The sequence below is a fragment of the Allosphingosinicella vermicomposti genome (assembly GCF_003012815.1).
Classification (GTDB): Bacteria; Pseudomonadota; Alphaproteobacteria; order Sphingomonadales; family Sphingomonadaceae; genus Allosphingosinicella; species Allosphingosinicella vermicomposti.
In genome coordinates, this window is record NZ_PXYJ01000001.1 from 615561 (window position 1) to 630601 (window position 15041).

Here is a 15041-nt window from a genome sequence, read left to right on the forward strand (position 1 = left end):
CTCAGGACTAGCGGGGTGACAGCAGTGAACTAAGCGGGCCGCCGCCGGATCAGCACGATCGTCTTCATCCGCATCACCGCAACGTCGCCTTGGTTGAAGACCGTGAGGTCGCTCTTGAACGTCCCGATATCGGGTTTGCTGCGTGAGGGCGTCACATCGGCGATCAATGTTTCCACCCGTAAGGTATCGCCGGGATAGACAGGACGCAGCCAGCGCAGCTCATCGACGCCGGGCGAGCCCATCGTCGCCATTGGGTTTGTCTTGCCGTTTTCGACGATCATTGACATGGTCATCGCGCAGGTGTGCCAGCCACTTGCGGCGATCCTGCCGAAATAAGTCTTGGCCGCCGCCTCGTCCGACAGGTGGAAAGGCTGAGCATCATATTTGGACGCGAACGCGATCACTTCCTCGCGCGTCACTTCATAGCGGCCAAAAGAGGCTTTTTGCCCCACCTCGATATCTTCCAGATACAGCACGCGATGCTCCGTTCCTGATCGTGTAAACAGTTTTGAGCAGAAACCGATCTGTCGCGCCAGAACCTTAGTCATCGCGGCGCAACAAACGGTGACAATGAGCCTTCCGCGTGCGACAGAGCGGCAGGCATTCTCACATCATGGGTAAAGACATGCGCATCACATTGGCATTGGCGGCGCTCGCCACCGTTTCGGCCTGCGTCTCGCCACGCGTCGCGGATCAAGGGACCGCGCCGGTCGATGTGAAGATCATTGCCTTGAACGATTTCCACGGTGCGTTGGAGCCGCCCCGCACGGCAATCCCGGCCACCACGCCCGCTGGCGCGGCGATCCGCGTCCCCGCCGGTGGCGCCGCTTATCTCGCCTCCGCCGTGCAGAGCCTCAAGGCCGCGAACGCCAACAATGTCGTCGTTTCGGCGGGCGACCTGATCAGCGCCTCGCCGCTCATCTCGTCCCATTTCCTCGATGAGCCGACCATATTGGCGATGAACCTCATCGGCCTCGATTTCAACGCCGTCGGCAATCACGAATTCGATCGCGGCCGCAAGGAATTGCTGCGGATGCAGGAGGGCGGGTGTGAGAAGAACACGCATCTCGACCCCTGCCGCGTCGACGCCGATTTTGGCGGCGCCGATTTCAAGTTCCTGGGTGCCAACGTCATCACCGAAAGCGGCGGCACGCTCTTCCCCTCCCATGGCATACGCAGCTTCGGTAGCGGTGCGCGCAAGGTGGAGGTCGGCTTCATCGGCCTGACGTTGAAGACCACGCCGACGCTCGTCTCTCCTGGCGGCGTTGCGGGCCTGACGTTCAAGGATGAAGCGGCCAGCATCAACGCGCTCATCCCAAAGCTCAAGGCCGAAGGCGCGGACGCGATCGTCGTGCTCATCCATCAGGGCGTCTATTCAAAGGCCGGTTACAACACCAAGACCTGCGACGGCGTCACGGGTGATTTGCTGCCGATCCTGCCGCGCCTCGATCCGGGCATCGATGTCATCGTGTCGGGCCACACCCACCAATCCTATATTTGCGATTACGGCACGGTCGATCCGCAGCGTCCCTTCCTGCTTACCAGCGCGGGGCGCAGCGGCACCTTGCTCACCGACATCACGCTCAGCATCAATCCCGCGTCGGGCAAGGTCGTAAAGCGCGGCGCCGACAATGTGATCGTTCAAGGTGAGGCTTATCAGTCCTCATCCGGGCCCGTTGAGACGAACGCTGCCTTCGCCCGCTTCCCGCAGGAACCAAGGGTCGCGGCGCTCGTGAGCCGCTATGCCACTGCCGTGGCGCCGGTCGCGCAGCGCGTCGCTGGCCAGTTTGACGGGTCCGCCCTGCGCGAAACGTCACCTGCCGGTGAATCCGTGCTCGGCGCGCTTATCGCCGACGCCCATCTCGACGCGACGAGCGCGCCGGACGCTGGCGGGGCGCAGGTCGCTTTCTCCAATGCAGGCGGGCTTCGCGCGGATATCGTGCCGGGGGAGGGGGGCGCCGTTACTTATGGCCAGCTCATCTCCGCCCAACCCTTCGGCAATACGCTTGTCGTGCAAAGCTTCACCGGCCTTCAGATCCGTGCGTTGCTGGAACAGCAATTCGACAGCGGCACCAACACGGTTGCTCAGCCGAACATGCTGATGCCCTCGCGGGGCTTCACATATAGCTACGATCTGTCACGTCCGGCGGGAAAACGTATCGTCGACCCGCGCCTCAACGGCGAGCCCCTGCGCGATGACACGGTTTATCGCGTCGCGACGAACAGCTTCCTTGCGAGCGGCGGAGATAATTTCACAGTTTTCACACAGGGCGCTGACACGGTCGGCGGTCCGATCGACGTCGACGCGCTGGAGGCCTATATTGTGAAAGCAGGCCGCCTGAAGCCGCCCGCCGCAAATCGGGTGAAGCGCATCAACTGACCACCACCCGTCATGCTGAACCTGTTTCAGCATCCATGTCGATGACAACGCGACAGTCGGCGAAATGGACCCTGAACAAGCCTGTCCTGAGCCTGACGAAGGGTTCAGGGTGAAGAACAGTTACGCTCAGACGTTGAACCGGAACAGCATCACGTCACCGTCCTTGGTGACGTAATCCTTGCCTTCCGATCGCAGCTTGCCCGCATCCCGCGCGCCGCTTTCGCCGCCGCACTGGATGTAATCGTCAAAGGCGATCGTCTCGGCGCGGATGAATCCGCGCTCGAAATCGGAATGGATGGCACCCGCGGCCTGCGGCGCCTTCGATCCCTTTTCCACCGTCCAGGCTCGCGCTTCCTTCGGGCCCGCAGTGAAGAAGGTGATGAGGTCGAGAAGGTCGTAGCCCGCGCGGATGATCCGCGACAGGCCCGTTTCGGTAAGGCCCAAATCCTTAAGGAAGTCGGCGCGATCTTCCATCGGCATCGTCGCGATTTCGGCCTCAATCGCAGCGGAGATGATGACGGCTTTGGCGCCTTCCGCCGCCGCTTTCTCAAATACGCGCGCGCTGTGGCCATTGCCGGTCGCGGCATCGCCCTCATCGACGTTGCAGACATAGAGGACGGGCTTGGCGGTGAGCAGCTGCGCCCTTTCCAGCGCCTTCGCTTCCTCCTCGTCCGCCGGCTGCGTCAGTCGCGCGGGCTTGGACTGGCGAAGGATTTCGAGCGCCTTGCCGAGCACGGCGGCCTGCACCTTGGCTTCCTTGTCACCCTGTTGCGCCTTCTTGACGAGGTTCGGCACCCGCTTCTCGAGGCTTTCGAGGTCGGCCAGCATCAATTCGGTCTCGACCGTCTCGGCGTCCGCGATCGGATCGACGCGGCCTTCGACGTGAGTCACATCGCCTTCCTCGAAGCAGCGCAGCACATGGACGATCGCATCCACCTCGCGGATATTGCCGAGGAACTGGTTGCCGAGCCCTTCGCCCTTGGACGCACCGCGCACCAAGCCCGCAATGTCAACGAACTCAAGCTGCGTCTCGATGATGTTCGCGGATCCCGCGACCTTCGCGATGTCCTGCAAACGCGGATCGGGCACGGCGACGCGACCGACATTGGGCTCGATCGTGCAAAAGGGGTAATTGGCCGCCTGCGCGGCCGCCGTTTCGGTCAATGCGTTGAAAAGGGTGGACTTCCCAACATTTGGAAGCCCCACGATGCCGCAACGAAAACCCATTTTGTACTGCCTTTGAACACTATTCGCGCACGCCCTAGACGGTCCTGTGGCGCAATGCCAGCATCGCTGTTAGTGGCAGCCTCAAAGCGATTGGGGGTAATATGAAGAAAATCATTCTCGCCGTGGCGTTGGCCGCATCGTCACATGCAGTTTACGCCGCGCAGCCTTCGGCGCCTTCGGCACGTCAGTGGCCGAGCCTTCAGGATTGGGATTTCACGGAAGGAGAGGGCTTTTGTGAAATGATGACAGTCTATGGCGAAGGGCCGACGGAAGTGAACTTCGCCCTCGTCTTGATGCCCAACGGCAAGGCCGCAGTGGGCGGGCTGAGCAAGAATTGGGATCTCGAAAAGGACAAGCCGTATGACATATCGGTCCGGCTTCGGCTGACGACGACGATCAGGCGATGACGGCAAACGGATATTCGGACGCGGACATGACAGGGTTTATCATGATGGTAAGCCCGCAGTCTCTCGACGAGGTTATCGAGGCTGGTCGCTTCATCTTCGACGTCAAGGGCACGGGCGCCAGCGGCAATTTCAATGTCAGCGGCAGCGATCTCGCCCTTGCGCAGCTGAAGACCTGCGTTGCTGCTCTCAAGGCAGATAGCGCGGGATAGGATCAGGCGCGATAGTTGAAGCTTATGCTGATCCGCTCGGCCTTAGCGGCGGACGGCATCACTTCATGTCGCAGCCAGCTCTCCCACAGAAAGATCGTGCCCGGCTGCGGCTCGGCATAGACAAAGGTCTGCAAGTCTTCCGACGCATCCGCACGGCGGGGCGGGGCGGCCATCATCATCGGCAGCCGCGGATCCTCCAGCTTCAACGCACCCGATCCCGGTGGCACGGCGATGTAAAGCGTGCCGGAAATGATGCTGTGCGGATGAATATGCCCGCTATGCGTCGCGCCCGGCTTCATCACATTGACCCACAGACTGTCGAGCTCGGGCTTCTTACCGCCAAGATCGAACGCGCATTCCGCCGCAAATGCCGCGACATGCCGGTTCAACAATTTGACAAGATCAGCAAAGCGCGGATCGCGCGCGGGCAAATCGTTTAGAGAGGCGTAGGAGGTATAGCCTCGATAGCCATGCGCCTTCGACCAGCGCCGCCCCGCTTCATCCTCCTGCGACAACGCCAGACAGGCATCCTCCAATTCCTCCAAAAGACCGGGAGAGGCGAGGGCGCCTTCGTAAAAGCGGGTGGCGAAGAGAGATCGGGTAGTCACAGTGGCAGGCGCTAAAGCACTTATTGCCGTCCGCAAATAAAAAAGGAGGGGCAAAAGCCCCTCCTTTCCATCGATCTTGTAAAATGATTAGAAGCGGAAGCCGAGCGAGGCGGCCACCTGGTGGCGCGAAACGTCGGCTTCATAGTTCGAATAGCGATATTCGAGGCCGACATAGGTGTTGCCGGCAACTGCATATTGGCCGCCGACGCCGACGCGGACGCCGTCAAGATTCGTGGATGCGCTGTCTGCTTCATCTTCGAAGTCATATGCGAACTTGATACGAGTATTGGTGTAGCCGATCTTGCCGTACAGGTTGAACTTGTCTGAAACGGCGGTGGTGACGCGGCCGCCGACATAGAGGTCGCGACCAAGAGACAGGCGCGCGAAATCGCCTTCTTCCTCGATTTCGAAATCGGACGACGAGTCGGAGATTTCGGCGTCGACGCCAAGCGCGAGAGTGGGGCTGACTGCAAAGTCGTAGCCCAGGCCAACACCATAAACTATACCATCAAGCTTGATATCGAAATCGACCTCAACGTCTTCGCTGTCGAAAGTGCCCGTACCATCCTTCGGGCTGTCATAACCGATCACGCCTTCAACGCGAGCGCCAGTGATGTCGGCAGCAAAAGCGGAAGTGGAGGTGAGGGCTGCGACAGCAGCAGCAGTGATAAATGCGAATTTCATAACAATATTCCCCATACTCTTCACGTGGCAAGATACATCCGGCCGGGAAATCTCCCGCCAGTTATGTTGTCTTGCCTGTGACCTTTGCAGGTTTAATTTAGGCACCGCTCAGTCGTGACTTGGCGATGGCATGGCGGTTAACCATTGCGAGCTTGCTGTTAGCTGAACATTCTGGGCGCGCAACAACTTATTGTAACGAAGTCGCACCTGTTGCGTTTTTACAACGGATCGACTTGGCTATCTCTGCTGGCGCGCCGCGACATTGCTCATGAAACGCGGATCGTCGCCTTGGGCCAGCCATTCGGCCTCTGCGGCGATCGCGCCAAGCATGTCGCTCAAATCATCCATTTCCGCCTTGGCATAATTGCCCAGTACGTGGCCTGTTACCCGATCCTTGTGCCCGGGATGACCAATGCCGATCCGCACGCGGCGAAACGGATTGCCGATATGCTGTTCGGTGGAGCGCAGGCCGTTATGCCCTGCCGTGCCGGCGCCCGTCTTCACCTTCACCTTGAAGGGCGGGAGGTCGAGTTCGTCGTGGAAGACGGTGACGTCGCCCACCTCGGCCTTGAAGAAGCGCATCGCCTCGCCAACGGCCTGGCCGCTCTTGTTCATGAAGGTGGCGGGTTTCAGGAGCAGGATGCGTTGGCCCGCGATACGGCCTTGCTGGGCCCAGCCGTGGAAGGCGCGCTTGGGCGGCTCGAAGCCATGGACCTCGGCGATGGCGTCCATCACCATGAAGCCGACATTGTGCCGGTGGAGCGCATATTGCGCGCCGGGATTTCCGAGGCCGACCCAGATCTGCATATCTTTAACTGGCTCAAACGGCAGTTCGGCGGAAGCGGGCATCTCCTCGCGAAGATCCCGCTCCCGCCGGAACGATGTCAGGAACCTGAAAAAGTTCAGGCTTCTTCGCCCGCCTCTTCGCCACCTTCGGCGGCTTCAGCGCCTTCGGCCGACTTGAGGCCGGACGGAGCAACGACCGTGGCGATCGTGAAATCGCGGTCGGTGATTGCGGGCGTCGCGCCCCTCGGCAGCTTCACCGCCGAAATATGGATCGAATCGCCAAGCTCGTAGCCGGACAGGTCGATAACCACATCGTCAGGGATCAAAGCCGCATCGACGACGAGTTCGACATCGTGACGAACGATGTTCAGAACGCCGCCCTTCTTGAGGCCCGGCGACTTTTCTTCATTCTCGAAGCGCACGGGAACGGCGACCGTGACGGTCGAATGTTCACCGATGCGGAAGAAGTCGACATGCAGGGGCCGGTCGGTGACCGGGTGGAACTGAACGTCCTTGGGAAGGGTGCGGATCGCCTTGCCGCCCACGTCGATCATCGCGACCGAGTTCATGAAGTGGCCGGTGTTCAACGCCTTGACCAGCACCTTCTCCTCGATGTGGATCGAGATCGGGTCTTCCTTGTTGCCGTAGATAACGGCGGGGACGCGGCCTTCACGACGCATGGCACGGGAGGCTCCCTTGCCAGCCCGTTCGCGCGTCTCGGCCGACAGCTGAAGCTGTTCGCTCATGTGCATGCCTTTCGAAACAGATTGATAAACTTCCCGCCACGCCTCCAGGGATGACCATGGCACAGGAAGCGGCGCCTATAGGGGAGAGGACGGGGGAAGGCAAGAAATAAGCCCTTTCGATCCACCCAATCCGTCACCCCGGCGAAAGCCGGGGTCTCAGGACGAAAGAGGCGCCTTATTCGCCACCAGATTCCGGCCTTCGCTGGAATGACGCGGGCACAGTTTACTGAACCCGCTCTACCTTGATCCCCTTCGCCTCGAGCATGCCCTGAACGGAGTCAGCTCCCGCCAGATGCCCCGCGCCCACGGCGACCATCACCGTGCCAGGCTCGTCCATCCTCTTTTCGAGCCACTCCGCCCACGCCGCATTGCGCTTCGTCATCAACGCGGCGCGAAGGTCCGGCGACAGCGCGGTTTCATCATCGAACGTCCGTGCGATCGCATCGACATCACCCGCCGCCCAAGCGTCGAGCATCGCCTTGAACTGGGCATTGGCCGTCGCGCTATCCTCGATCGCGCTGGCGAGGAGGAGGCGCTGCGCCTCCTCCGGAAGTGTGTCGAAAAAGGCCAATTGCTGCTCGGGCGTTTCCAACGCCACGTGCTTCTTGCCTTTATAGTTCGCCGTCAGGCTCTTTTCCGCGCCGATTTCCGGATCGAGGCCGAGCTTCTGGAACGCCCCCTGGATCAACGCCAAAGCCGCGGCCCAGCTCTCAAGCCGGTCGAGTGCCGGCGCGGGCAATCCACTCGTCGCCACCGCCTTATCAAGTGCTTCCTTCTTCTCCGCCGGAACTCGCTCGGCGAGCGGTGGCAGGCCAGGAGACACCGCCATCTTGCTCATCACCTGCGCCATCGCGGCGGGATCCTCCGGCAATATGATTTCCGTCACCAACGTGTCTGACGAAGCGATTGCCCGCTCCAGCGCCGGGCTACGCCATGCCAGTCCTTTGGGCAGCAGGTGCACGGTGCCGAAGAGATAGATGGTCGTGTCCTCGTCCGCGATCTTCCACAACGCCGGCTTGGCAACAGCGGGCGCTTCCGGCGCCTCCGCACTCGCGCAGGCGGCAAGGCTCAGCGCTACGCCCGAAAGGAAAGCACGGCCCTTGCTGTGAAAACGGCTGAAATCCACGAATCTCTCCTGTCTGTTCCTTGACCGGACCATGCCCCATGCGCCAAAGCGATGCGACCCACATTGTTGCAGATGCGAAGGCGAAAAATTGGGCGAGACCAAGCCACTCAGTTTCCAGGGCCTTATCCTGAAACTCCATGATTATTGGAGCGCGCAGGGCTGCGTGATCCTCCAGCCTTATGACATGGAGATGGGCGCGGGCACTTTCCACCCCGCAACGACTCTGCGCGCGCTCGGCCCCAAACCGTGGAAGGCCGCCTACGTCCAGCCCTCGCGCCGCCCGACCGACGGCCGCTATGGCGAAAACCCGAACCGTCTCGGCCATTATTATCAATATCAGGTGGTGCTGAAGCCGAGCCCGCCCGACCTGCAGCAACTCTATCTCGGCTCACTCGCCGCCATCGGCATCGATTTCACCAAGCACGATATCCGCTTCGTCGAGGACGATTGGGAAAGCCCGACGCTCGGTGCTTGGGGCCTTGGCTGGGAAGTCTGGTGCGACGGCATGGAAGTCACCCAATTCACCTATTTCCAGCAGGTTGGCGGCTATGATTGCAAGCCGGTGACAGGCGAGCTCACCTACGGCCTCGAACGCCTGGCCATGTACATTCAGGGCGTCGACAACGTCTACGATCTCGCTTTCAATGATGAAGGCGTCACGTACGGCGACGTCTTCAAGGAAAACGAGGTCGAATTCAGCGGCTATCATTTCGAAGTCGCCGATACGGACAGCCTCTTCCGCCGCTTCAAGGACGCCGCCGAGGAATGCACCCGCTGCATCGATGCGAAGCTGCCGCTCCCGGCCTATGACCAGGCGATCAAGGCCAGCCACATCTTCAACACGCTGCAGGCGAGGGGCGTCATCTCCGTCGCCGAACGCCAGGCCTATATCGGCCGCGTCCGCGATTTGGCGAAAGGCGCCTGTGCAGCGTGGATGGAAAAGAACGGATGGGACGCGTGATGGTGTATTCTAACGTCACCCTGAACTTGTTTCAGGGTCCATCTATGGGCATCGAGATGTCACCGGCATGGATGCTGAAACAAGTTCAGCATGACGTAGTGGGAGGAGTGGCACATGCCTGATTTCCTCCTCGAACTCCTCTCCGAAGAAATCCCCGCCCGCATGCAGGCGAAGGCGAAGAAGGATCTCGCATCCCTCTTCGAAGCCGAACTCGCCAAATCGGGCCTGAAGGCGGAGGGGATCGAGACCCTCTCCACCCCCCGCCGCCTGACGCTGATCGCGCGCAATCTTCCCACGGAAACCGCCGCCGTCAGCGAGGAACTGAAGGGGCCCCGCACCAGCGCCCCGCCGCAGGCGCTCGAAGGCTTCCTGCGCAAGACCGGCCTCACCCAGGACCAGCTCGTCGACCGGGACGGCACTTACTTCGCCGTCATCGACAAGCCCGGCCAAGCCACGGAGGATGTTCTCGCTGAGGCTGTCCCCGCCATCATCCGCGCCTTCCCCTGGCCCAAATCGATGCGCTGGGGCGCCGCCTCGCTCTCGACCGAAAGCCCGCGCTGGGTGCGTCCGCTGCAGGGCATCGTCGCTTTGCTCGGTGAAGAAATCGTCGATTTCGAAGTCGCAGGGATAAGCGCGGGCGCCGCCACCGTCGGCCATCGCTTCCACCATCCGGGCCAGATCACCATCGGCAGCGCCAACGATTATGCCGAAAAGCTCCGCGCCTGCCATGTCATTGTCGATCCCAAGGAGCGCCAGCAGATCATCCGCGACGGCGCCGCCAAGGCCGCCAGCGATGCGGGCCTGACCTTGGTTGAAGATGAAGGCTTGGTCGCCGAAAATGCCGGCCTCACCGAATGGCCGGTGCCTCTATTGGGGTCGTTCGATCCGAGCTTCCTCGAAGTTCCGCCAGAGGTGATTCAGCTCACCATGCGGACCAACCAGAAATATTTCGCGGTCGAAAATCCTCCCCGGCACGGGGAGGGGGACCAGCCGAAGGCTGGTGGAGGGGCTGGCACGGACCTCGCGCCCGCCTTCATCTGCACCGCCAATATCGACGCGGCAGACGGTGGTGCCTCCATCGTCGCAGGCAACGAAAAGGTGCTGGCCGCGCGCCTGTCGGACGCGAAGTTCTTCTGGGAACAGGATCTCAAGATCCCGCTGGAAAAGCAGGCGGAGAAACTCAGCCAGATCGTCTTCCACGAAAAGCTCGGCACCATCGCCGACAAAGTCGATCGCGTCGCCAAACTCGCCAGATGGCTGGTGGAAGAGGGGATCGTAAAGCCCTCTCCCCTTCAGGGGAGAGGGTTGGGAGAGGGGGAATCAAAGCCTTCTCCGCTGCCACCCAGCGAACCCACAGATCGCCCCCTCTCTCCAACTCTCTCCCCTGAAGGGGAGAGAGAGCTTTTGGCCCAACAAGCCGAAACCGCCGCCCGCCTCTGCAAGGCCGATCTCGTCACCGGCATGGTCGGCGAATTCCCCGAACTGCAGGGCCTGATCGGCGGCTACCTCGCCCGCGCCCAGGGTCAGCCGCAAGCCGTCGCCGACGCCATCCGCGACCATTACAAGCCGGTCGGCCAAGGCGACGAAGTCCCCACCGCCCCGGTCACGGTGGCGGTGAGCTTGGCGGATAAGTTAGATACGATCTTTGGATTCTTTGTGGTTAGAGAAAGCCCGTCTGGCTCCAGAGATCCCTACGCTCTCCGCCGGGCAGCGTTGGCGGTGGCTGCCCTAACCTTAAAAAATGATCTTCGTTACAATTTAAGTGCTGCCCTTGGAGAGCTTCATCAAGCCTATGCAGATATGATTGTAATGGCTTCCCGACTATATAGAGCGCCCGTTGAAGAGAATGTTGAATTTCTCGAGGAGCTGACACGGTTAGCGGAATTCGCAAAGAATGAAGGCCTGAACACAGTTCTCAAGGCCTTAGAAGGACTTTCTCCCGAGCCAAGAAAGCCGTTTAGATTCACTGACCTTGAGAAGTTTTTGCTGGAAAATGCGACGAATGCTCAGCGAAGCGTGCCTGAGTTTGCAGCCGACCGTCTCAAAGTCCAGCAACGTGAGGCAGGCGTCCGCCACGATCTCATCGACGCGGTGTTCGCGCTCGGCGGCGAGGACGATCTCGTCCGGTTGCTCGCACGGGTGAAGGCGTTGCAATCCTTCGTCGAGACAGGCGAGGGGACCGACCTTCTCGCGGGCTACAAACGCGCGGCCAATATCCTGAAGAAGGAAGGCTGGACCGGCGCCGAGGCTCTGGTCGCCGCGGACAGCCAGGGCATCCCGCAGACGGGCGAGGAAGACCCGCTCGTGCTGGTCGAGGAACCGGGCGTCGCGGAAGCGATCGCCGAAATGGCGCACCACCATCCGAAAAAAGAGCTGTCCTACACGCCCGAAAAGGAAGAGGCTGACCTCATCGCCGCACTCGACGCCGCCGAGCCCAAGGCCAAGGCCGCGATCGATGCGGAGGATTTCGAAGGCGCGATGGCGGCGCTGGCGAGCCTCCGCGCGCCGGTCGATGCGTTCTTTGACAAGGTCACGGTCAACGATCCCGACCCCGCGAAGCGCGAGGCGAGGCTGAACCTCCTCGCCCGGATGCGCGACGCGGTCCACGCGGTCGCGGACTTCTCCAAAATAGAAGGCTGAGGAGCGAGGTTGATGAAATGTTGCCAGAGCATCAATTTCATCAACTTCTCCTCGATGGCATCCCACCTCCCCTCCCTTTCAAGGGAGGGGATCGAGGAGTGGGTGCGCGGTGTCAGCCGCGCCTTTCTTTCTACCACCGCCCCACCCCCAGCCCCTCCCCTGAAGGGGAGGAGAGTCCAATCCCAGTGCTCCTGCGAAAGCAGGAGCCCAGCGGCTCAGTCGGTGCGGCTGGACTCCTGCTTTCGCAGGGGAACAATAAAGAAGCGTCCGCATTCCGCCTTCGCCGTCCGGCCCGCAACCTTCCCATCGGAGAAACCCTGAAATGAACCGCGCCGCAGAGCATCGCTATGTCTATCGCTTCGGAGGCGGCGTTTCCGATGGCGGCAACGGCGATAAGAATCTCCTCGGCGGCAAGGGCGCCAACCTCGCCGAAATGGCCTCCATCGGCCTGCCGGTCCCGCCGGGCTTCACGATCAGCACGGAAATGTGCGCGCGTTATTATCAGGAAGGTGAAAGCTTCCCCGATAGCCTCCACGCCGAAGTGGTGGACGGCATCGCCCATATCGAAGGCGTGACGGGCAAGACCTTCGGCAACCCCGCCGATCCCTTGCTCGTCTCGGTCCGCTCCGGCGCCCGCGTGTCGATGCCGGGCATGATGGACACGGTCCTCAACCTCGGCCTCAACGATGCGACGGTGGAGGGCCTCGCCGCCACCTCCGGCGATCCGCGCTTTGCCTGGGACAGCTATCGCCGCTTCATCCAAATGTATTCGGATGTTGTCCTCGAACTCGATCACGGCGCGTTTGAGGAAGCGCTGGAGATCGCCAAGGAAGACAAGGGCGTCCACCTCGACACCGATCTTGAGGCCGCCGACTGGCAGGCTCTGGTCGGCCGTTACAAGGCACTGGTCGAGGAGCTTTGGGGCAAACCCTTCCCGCAGGATGTGCATGAACAATTGTGGGGCGCCGTCGGCGCGGTGTTCGGCTCCTGGCAGTCGGAGCGCGCCAAGGTCTATCGCCGCCTCAACCACATTCCGGGCGACTGGGGCACGGCGGTCAACGTGCAGGCGATGGTGTTCGGCAATATGGGCGACACGTCCGCCACCGGCGTCGCCTTCACCCGCGATCCCGCCACCGGCGAGCGGGCTTATTATGGCGAATATCTGATCAACGCGCAGGGCGAGGATGTCGTCGCAGGCATCCGCACTCCGCAATATCTCACCAAGGCCGCACGCGAAAAATCGGGTGCCAAGGCCGCATCGATGGAAGAGGCGTTGCCGGAGGTTTATGGCGAACTCGCCCGCGTCTTCGACCTGCTCGAAACCCATTATCGCGACATGCAGGACATCGAGTTCACGGTGGAGCGCGGCAAGCTCTGGATGCTCCAGACCCGTTCGGGCAAGCGCACCGCCAAGGCCGCGCTCAAGATCGCCATCGACATGGCCCGCGAAGGCCTGATTTCGGAAGAGGAGGCCATCCTCCGTGTCGATCCCGCCGCGCTCGATCAGCTCCTGCACCCGACCCTCGACCCCAAGGCGGAGCGCCGGGTGATCGCCAAGGGCCTCCCCGCATCCCCGGGCGCGGCGTGCGGCATCGCGGTCTTCGACGCGGACAGCGCCGAGCGCCGGGCAGGGCAGGGCGACAAGGTCATCTTGGTCCGCATCGAAACCAGCCCGGAGGACATTCACGGCATGCACGCTGCGGAAGGCATCCTCACCGCGCGCGGCGGCATGACCAGCCACGCTGCGGTCGTGGCGCGCGGCATGGGTCGTCCTTGCGTCTCAGGCGCGGGCACCCTCGCCATCGATTATAAGGCCAAGGTCGTGCGCGTCGGCGGCGTCGAGGTCAAGGAAGGCGACACGCTCACCATCGACGGCGCAAGCGGCGAGGTGATGCTCGGCGCCGTCCCCACCGTCCAGCCGGAGCTTGCGGGCGATTTCGGCACCCTCATGGAATGGGCCGACAAGGTGAGGCGCCTCAAGGTCCGCACCAACGCCGAGACTCCGAACGATTGCCGCACTGCGCGCGAATTCGGCGCGGAGGGCATCGGCCTCTGCCGCACCGAACATATGTTCTTCGACGCCGGGCGCATCACCGCCGTCCGCCAGATGATCCTCGCCGAAAATGAAGCGGGCCGCCGTGCCGCCCTCGCCAAATTGCTCCCCGCCCAGCGCAGCGACTTCATCGAGATTTTCGAGATCATGAAGGGCCTGCCCGTCACGATCCGCCTCCTCGATCCGCCGCTCCACGAATTCCTCCCCCACGGTGAGGAAGAGTTTGCCGAAGTCGCCCGCGCCGTCGATGTCGGTGTCGAGCAATTGAAGCAGCGCGTCGCCGAGCTGCACGAATTCAACCCGATGCTCGGCCATCGCGGCTGCCGCCTTGGCATCACCTATCCCGAAATCTACGAGATGCAGGCCCGCGCCATATTCGAGGCGGCGGTCGAGGTCGCCAAGACGAGCGGCGAGGCGCCGCTGCCCGAAGTGATGGTGCCGCTTGTCGCCACCAAGGCCGAACTCGCCATCATCCGCCAACTCATCGACGCCACGGCGAACAAGGTGTTCGAGGAGAAAGGCCACTCCGTCGACTATCTCGTCGGCACAATGATCGAGCTCCCCCGCGCCGCTCTCCGCGCTGGGGACATCGCCGAGGAAGCGCAATTCTTCTCCTTCGGCACCAACGATCTCACCCAAACCACTTTGGGCGTCAGCCGCGATGACGCCGCCCGCTTCCTCACCACTTATGTCGAAAAAAGCATTTTCACCTGCGACCCCTTCGTCAGCATCGACGAGGATGGCGTCGGCGAACTCATCCGCATCGCTGCCGAACGGGGCAGGGCGACCACGCCCAGCCTCAAGCTCGGCATTTGCGGCGAACATGGCGGCGATCCGTCCTCCATCGCTTTCTGCGAGCGGACGGGTCTCGATTACGTCTCAGCCTCTCCCTACCGCGTCCCCATCGCCCGCCTTGCGGCGGCGCAGGCGGCGCTCAGGTCGCGTTAAAGCCTGCGATCCTCATCGTGGCGGGGCGGGGGAGCCTTGGCCGCACTGTGCCGTAGCGAGTCCAGCTCGCGGGCCTCACGGTGGAGCCGGGCATTCTCCTGCTCCGCTGCCTCCCGCCGCGCCACCTCATCGCGATAGCGCCGTTTCCACTTACCCCCTGCCAGGAAGGCCATGCCGATGAACAGGCCGAGCAGGAAGACAAGGATCAGGATGACCCACTCGGTAATCGTGAAGGCGATCATGGCGCATCTCCGGGGTAGCTTACG

General features: G+C 62.0%; 14 protein-coding genes. 6 read left to right on the plus strand and 8 right to left on the minus strand.

The features are described 5' to 3' along the window. Positions 1-29: 29 nt before the first annotated feature. Positions 30-476, minus strand: a complete 447-nt coding sequence (locus C7I56_RS03010) for a MaoC family dehydratase (RefSeq protein ID WP_106639035.1) — start codon at positions 474-476, stop codon at positions 30-32. Between the two features lie 137 nt (positions 477-613). Between C7I56_RS03010 and C7I56_RS03015 the strand changes: the two genes are divergently transcribed. Then, positions 614-2380 (plus strand): bifunctional metallophosphatase/5'-nucleotidase, encoded by a 1767-nt coding sequence (locus C7I56_RS03015; protein ID WP_106639036.1) that lies wholly within the window; start codon positions 614-616, stop codon positions 2378-2380. 126 nt (positions 2381-2506) lie between these two features. On the opposite strand, the gene ychF is transcribed toward C7I56_RS03015, so the two are convergent. Then, positions 2507-3607, minus strand: a complete 1101-nt coding sequence (gene ychF, locus C7I56_RS03020; RefSeq protein WP_106639037.1) for a redox-regulated ATPase YchF — start codon at positions 3605-3607, stop codon at positions 2507-2509. A gap of 101 nt (positions 3608-3708) precedes the next feature. Here ychF and C7I56_RS03025 point away from each other — a divergent pair, with 101 nt between their 5' ends. Then, entirely contained in the window at positions 3709-4014 is a 306-nt protein-coding gene (locus tag C7I56_RS03025) for a hypothetical protein (RefSeq protein ID WP_106639038.1), read from the plus strand. A gap of 41 nt (positions 4015-4055) precedes the next feature. After that, positions 4056-4223: a hypothetical protein gene (locus tag C7I56_RS03030; RefSeq protein WP_158702979.1), complete on the plus strand. Its 168-nt coding sequence runs from the start codon at positions 4056-4058 to the stop codon at positions 4221-4223. A gap of 2 nt (positions 4224-4225) precedes the next feature. Here the strand turns inward: C7I56_RS03030 and C7I56_RS03035 are convergent, their stop codons facing one another. The 5 genes from C7I56_RS03035 to C7I56_RS03055 all read right to left on the minus strand — a co-directional run bounded on the left by C7I56_RS03035 (position 4226) and on the right by C7I56_RS03055 (position 8173). Then, the gene (locus tag C7I56_RS03035; protein WP_106639040.1) at positions 4226-4831 is read right to left on the minus strand and encodes a TIGR02466 family protein; all 606 of its coding nucleotides are present in this window, start codon (positions 4829-4831) and stop codon (positions 4226-4228) included. An 87-nt stretch (positions 4832-4918) separates the two neighbouring features. Beyond that, the gene (locus tag C7I56_RS03040; protein WP_245409567.1) at positions 4919-5515 is read right to left on the minus strand and encodes an outer membrane protein; all 597 of its coding nucleotides are present in this window, start codon (positions 5513-5515) and stop codon (positions 4919-4921) included. 237 nt (positions 5516-5752) lie between these two features. Continuing rightward, positions 5753-6322, minus strand: a complete 570-nt coding sequence (gene pth, locus C7I56_RS03045) for an aminoacyl-tRNA hydrolase (protein WP_106639042.1) — start codon at positions 6320-6322, stop codon at positions 5753-5755. Between the two features lie 95 nt (positions 6323-6417). After that, on the minus strand, positions 6418-7047 hold the full coding sequence (locus C7I56_RS03050; RefSeq protein WP_106639043.1) for a 50S ribosomal protein L25/general stress protein Ctc: 630 nt from the start codon (positions 7045-7047) through the stop codon (positions 6418-6420). Between the two features lie 223 nt (positions 7048-7270). Then, the gene (locus tag C7I56_RS03055) at positions 7271-8173 is read right to left on the minus strand and encodes a TraB/GumN family protein (protein ID WP_245409568.1); all 903 of its coding nucleotides are present in this window, start codon (positions 8171-8173) and stop codon (positions 7271-7273) included. An 88-nt stretch (positions 8174-8261) separates the two neighbouring features. On the opposite strand from C7I56_RS03055, the gene C7I56_RS03060 reads away from it, so the two are divergent. The 3 genes from C7I56_RS03060 (at position 8262) to ppdK (ending at position 14775) form a co-directional block, all read left to right on the plus strand. Then, entirely contained in the window at positions 8262-9134 is an 873-nt protein-coding gene (locus C7I56_RS03060) for a glycine--tRNA ligase subunit alpha (protein ID WP_245409569.1), read from the plus strand. A gap of 114 nt (positions 9135-9248) precedes the next feature. After that, a complete protein-coding gene (glyS, locus tag C7I56_RS03065; protein WP_106639046.1) occupies positions 9249-11774 on the plus strand; it encodes a glycine--tRNA ligase subunit beta in 2526 nt (841 codons plus the stop codon). Positions 11775-12096: 322 nt separating this feature from the next. Then, positions 12097-14775, plus strand: a complete 2679-nt coding sequence (gene ppdK, locus C7I56_RS03070; RefSeq protein WP_106639047.1) for a pyruvate, phosphate dikinase — start codon at positions 12097-12099, stop codon at positions 14773-14775. Here the strand turns inward: ppdK and C7I56_RS03075 are convergent. Further along, complete coding sequence (locus C7I56_RS03075) at positions 14772-15017, minus strand: LapA family protein (protein WP_106639048.1); 246 nt, start codon at positions 15015-15017, stop codon at positions 14772-14774. The two genes, ppdK and C7I56_RS03075, sit on opposite strands and share 4 nt — an antisense overlap. Positions 15018-15041 lie beyond the last annotated feature (24 nt).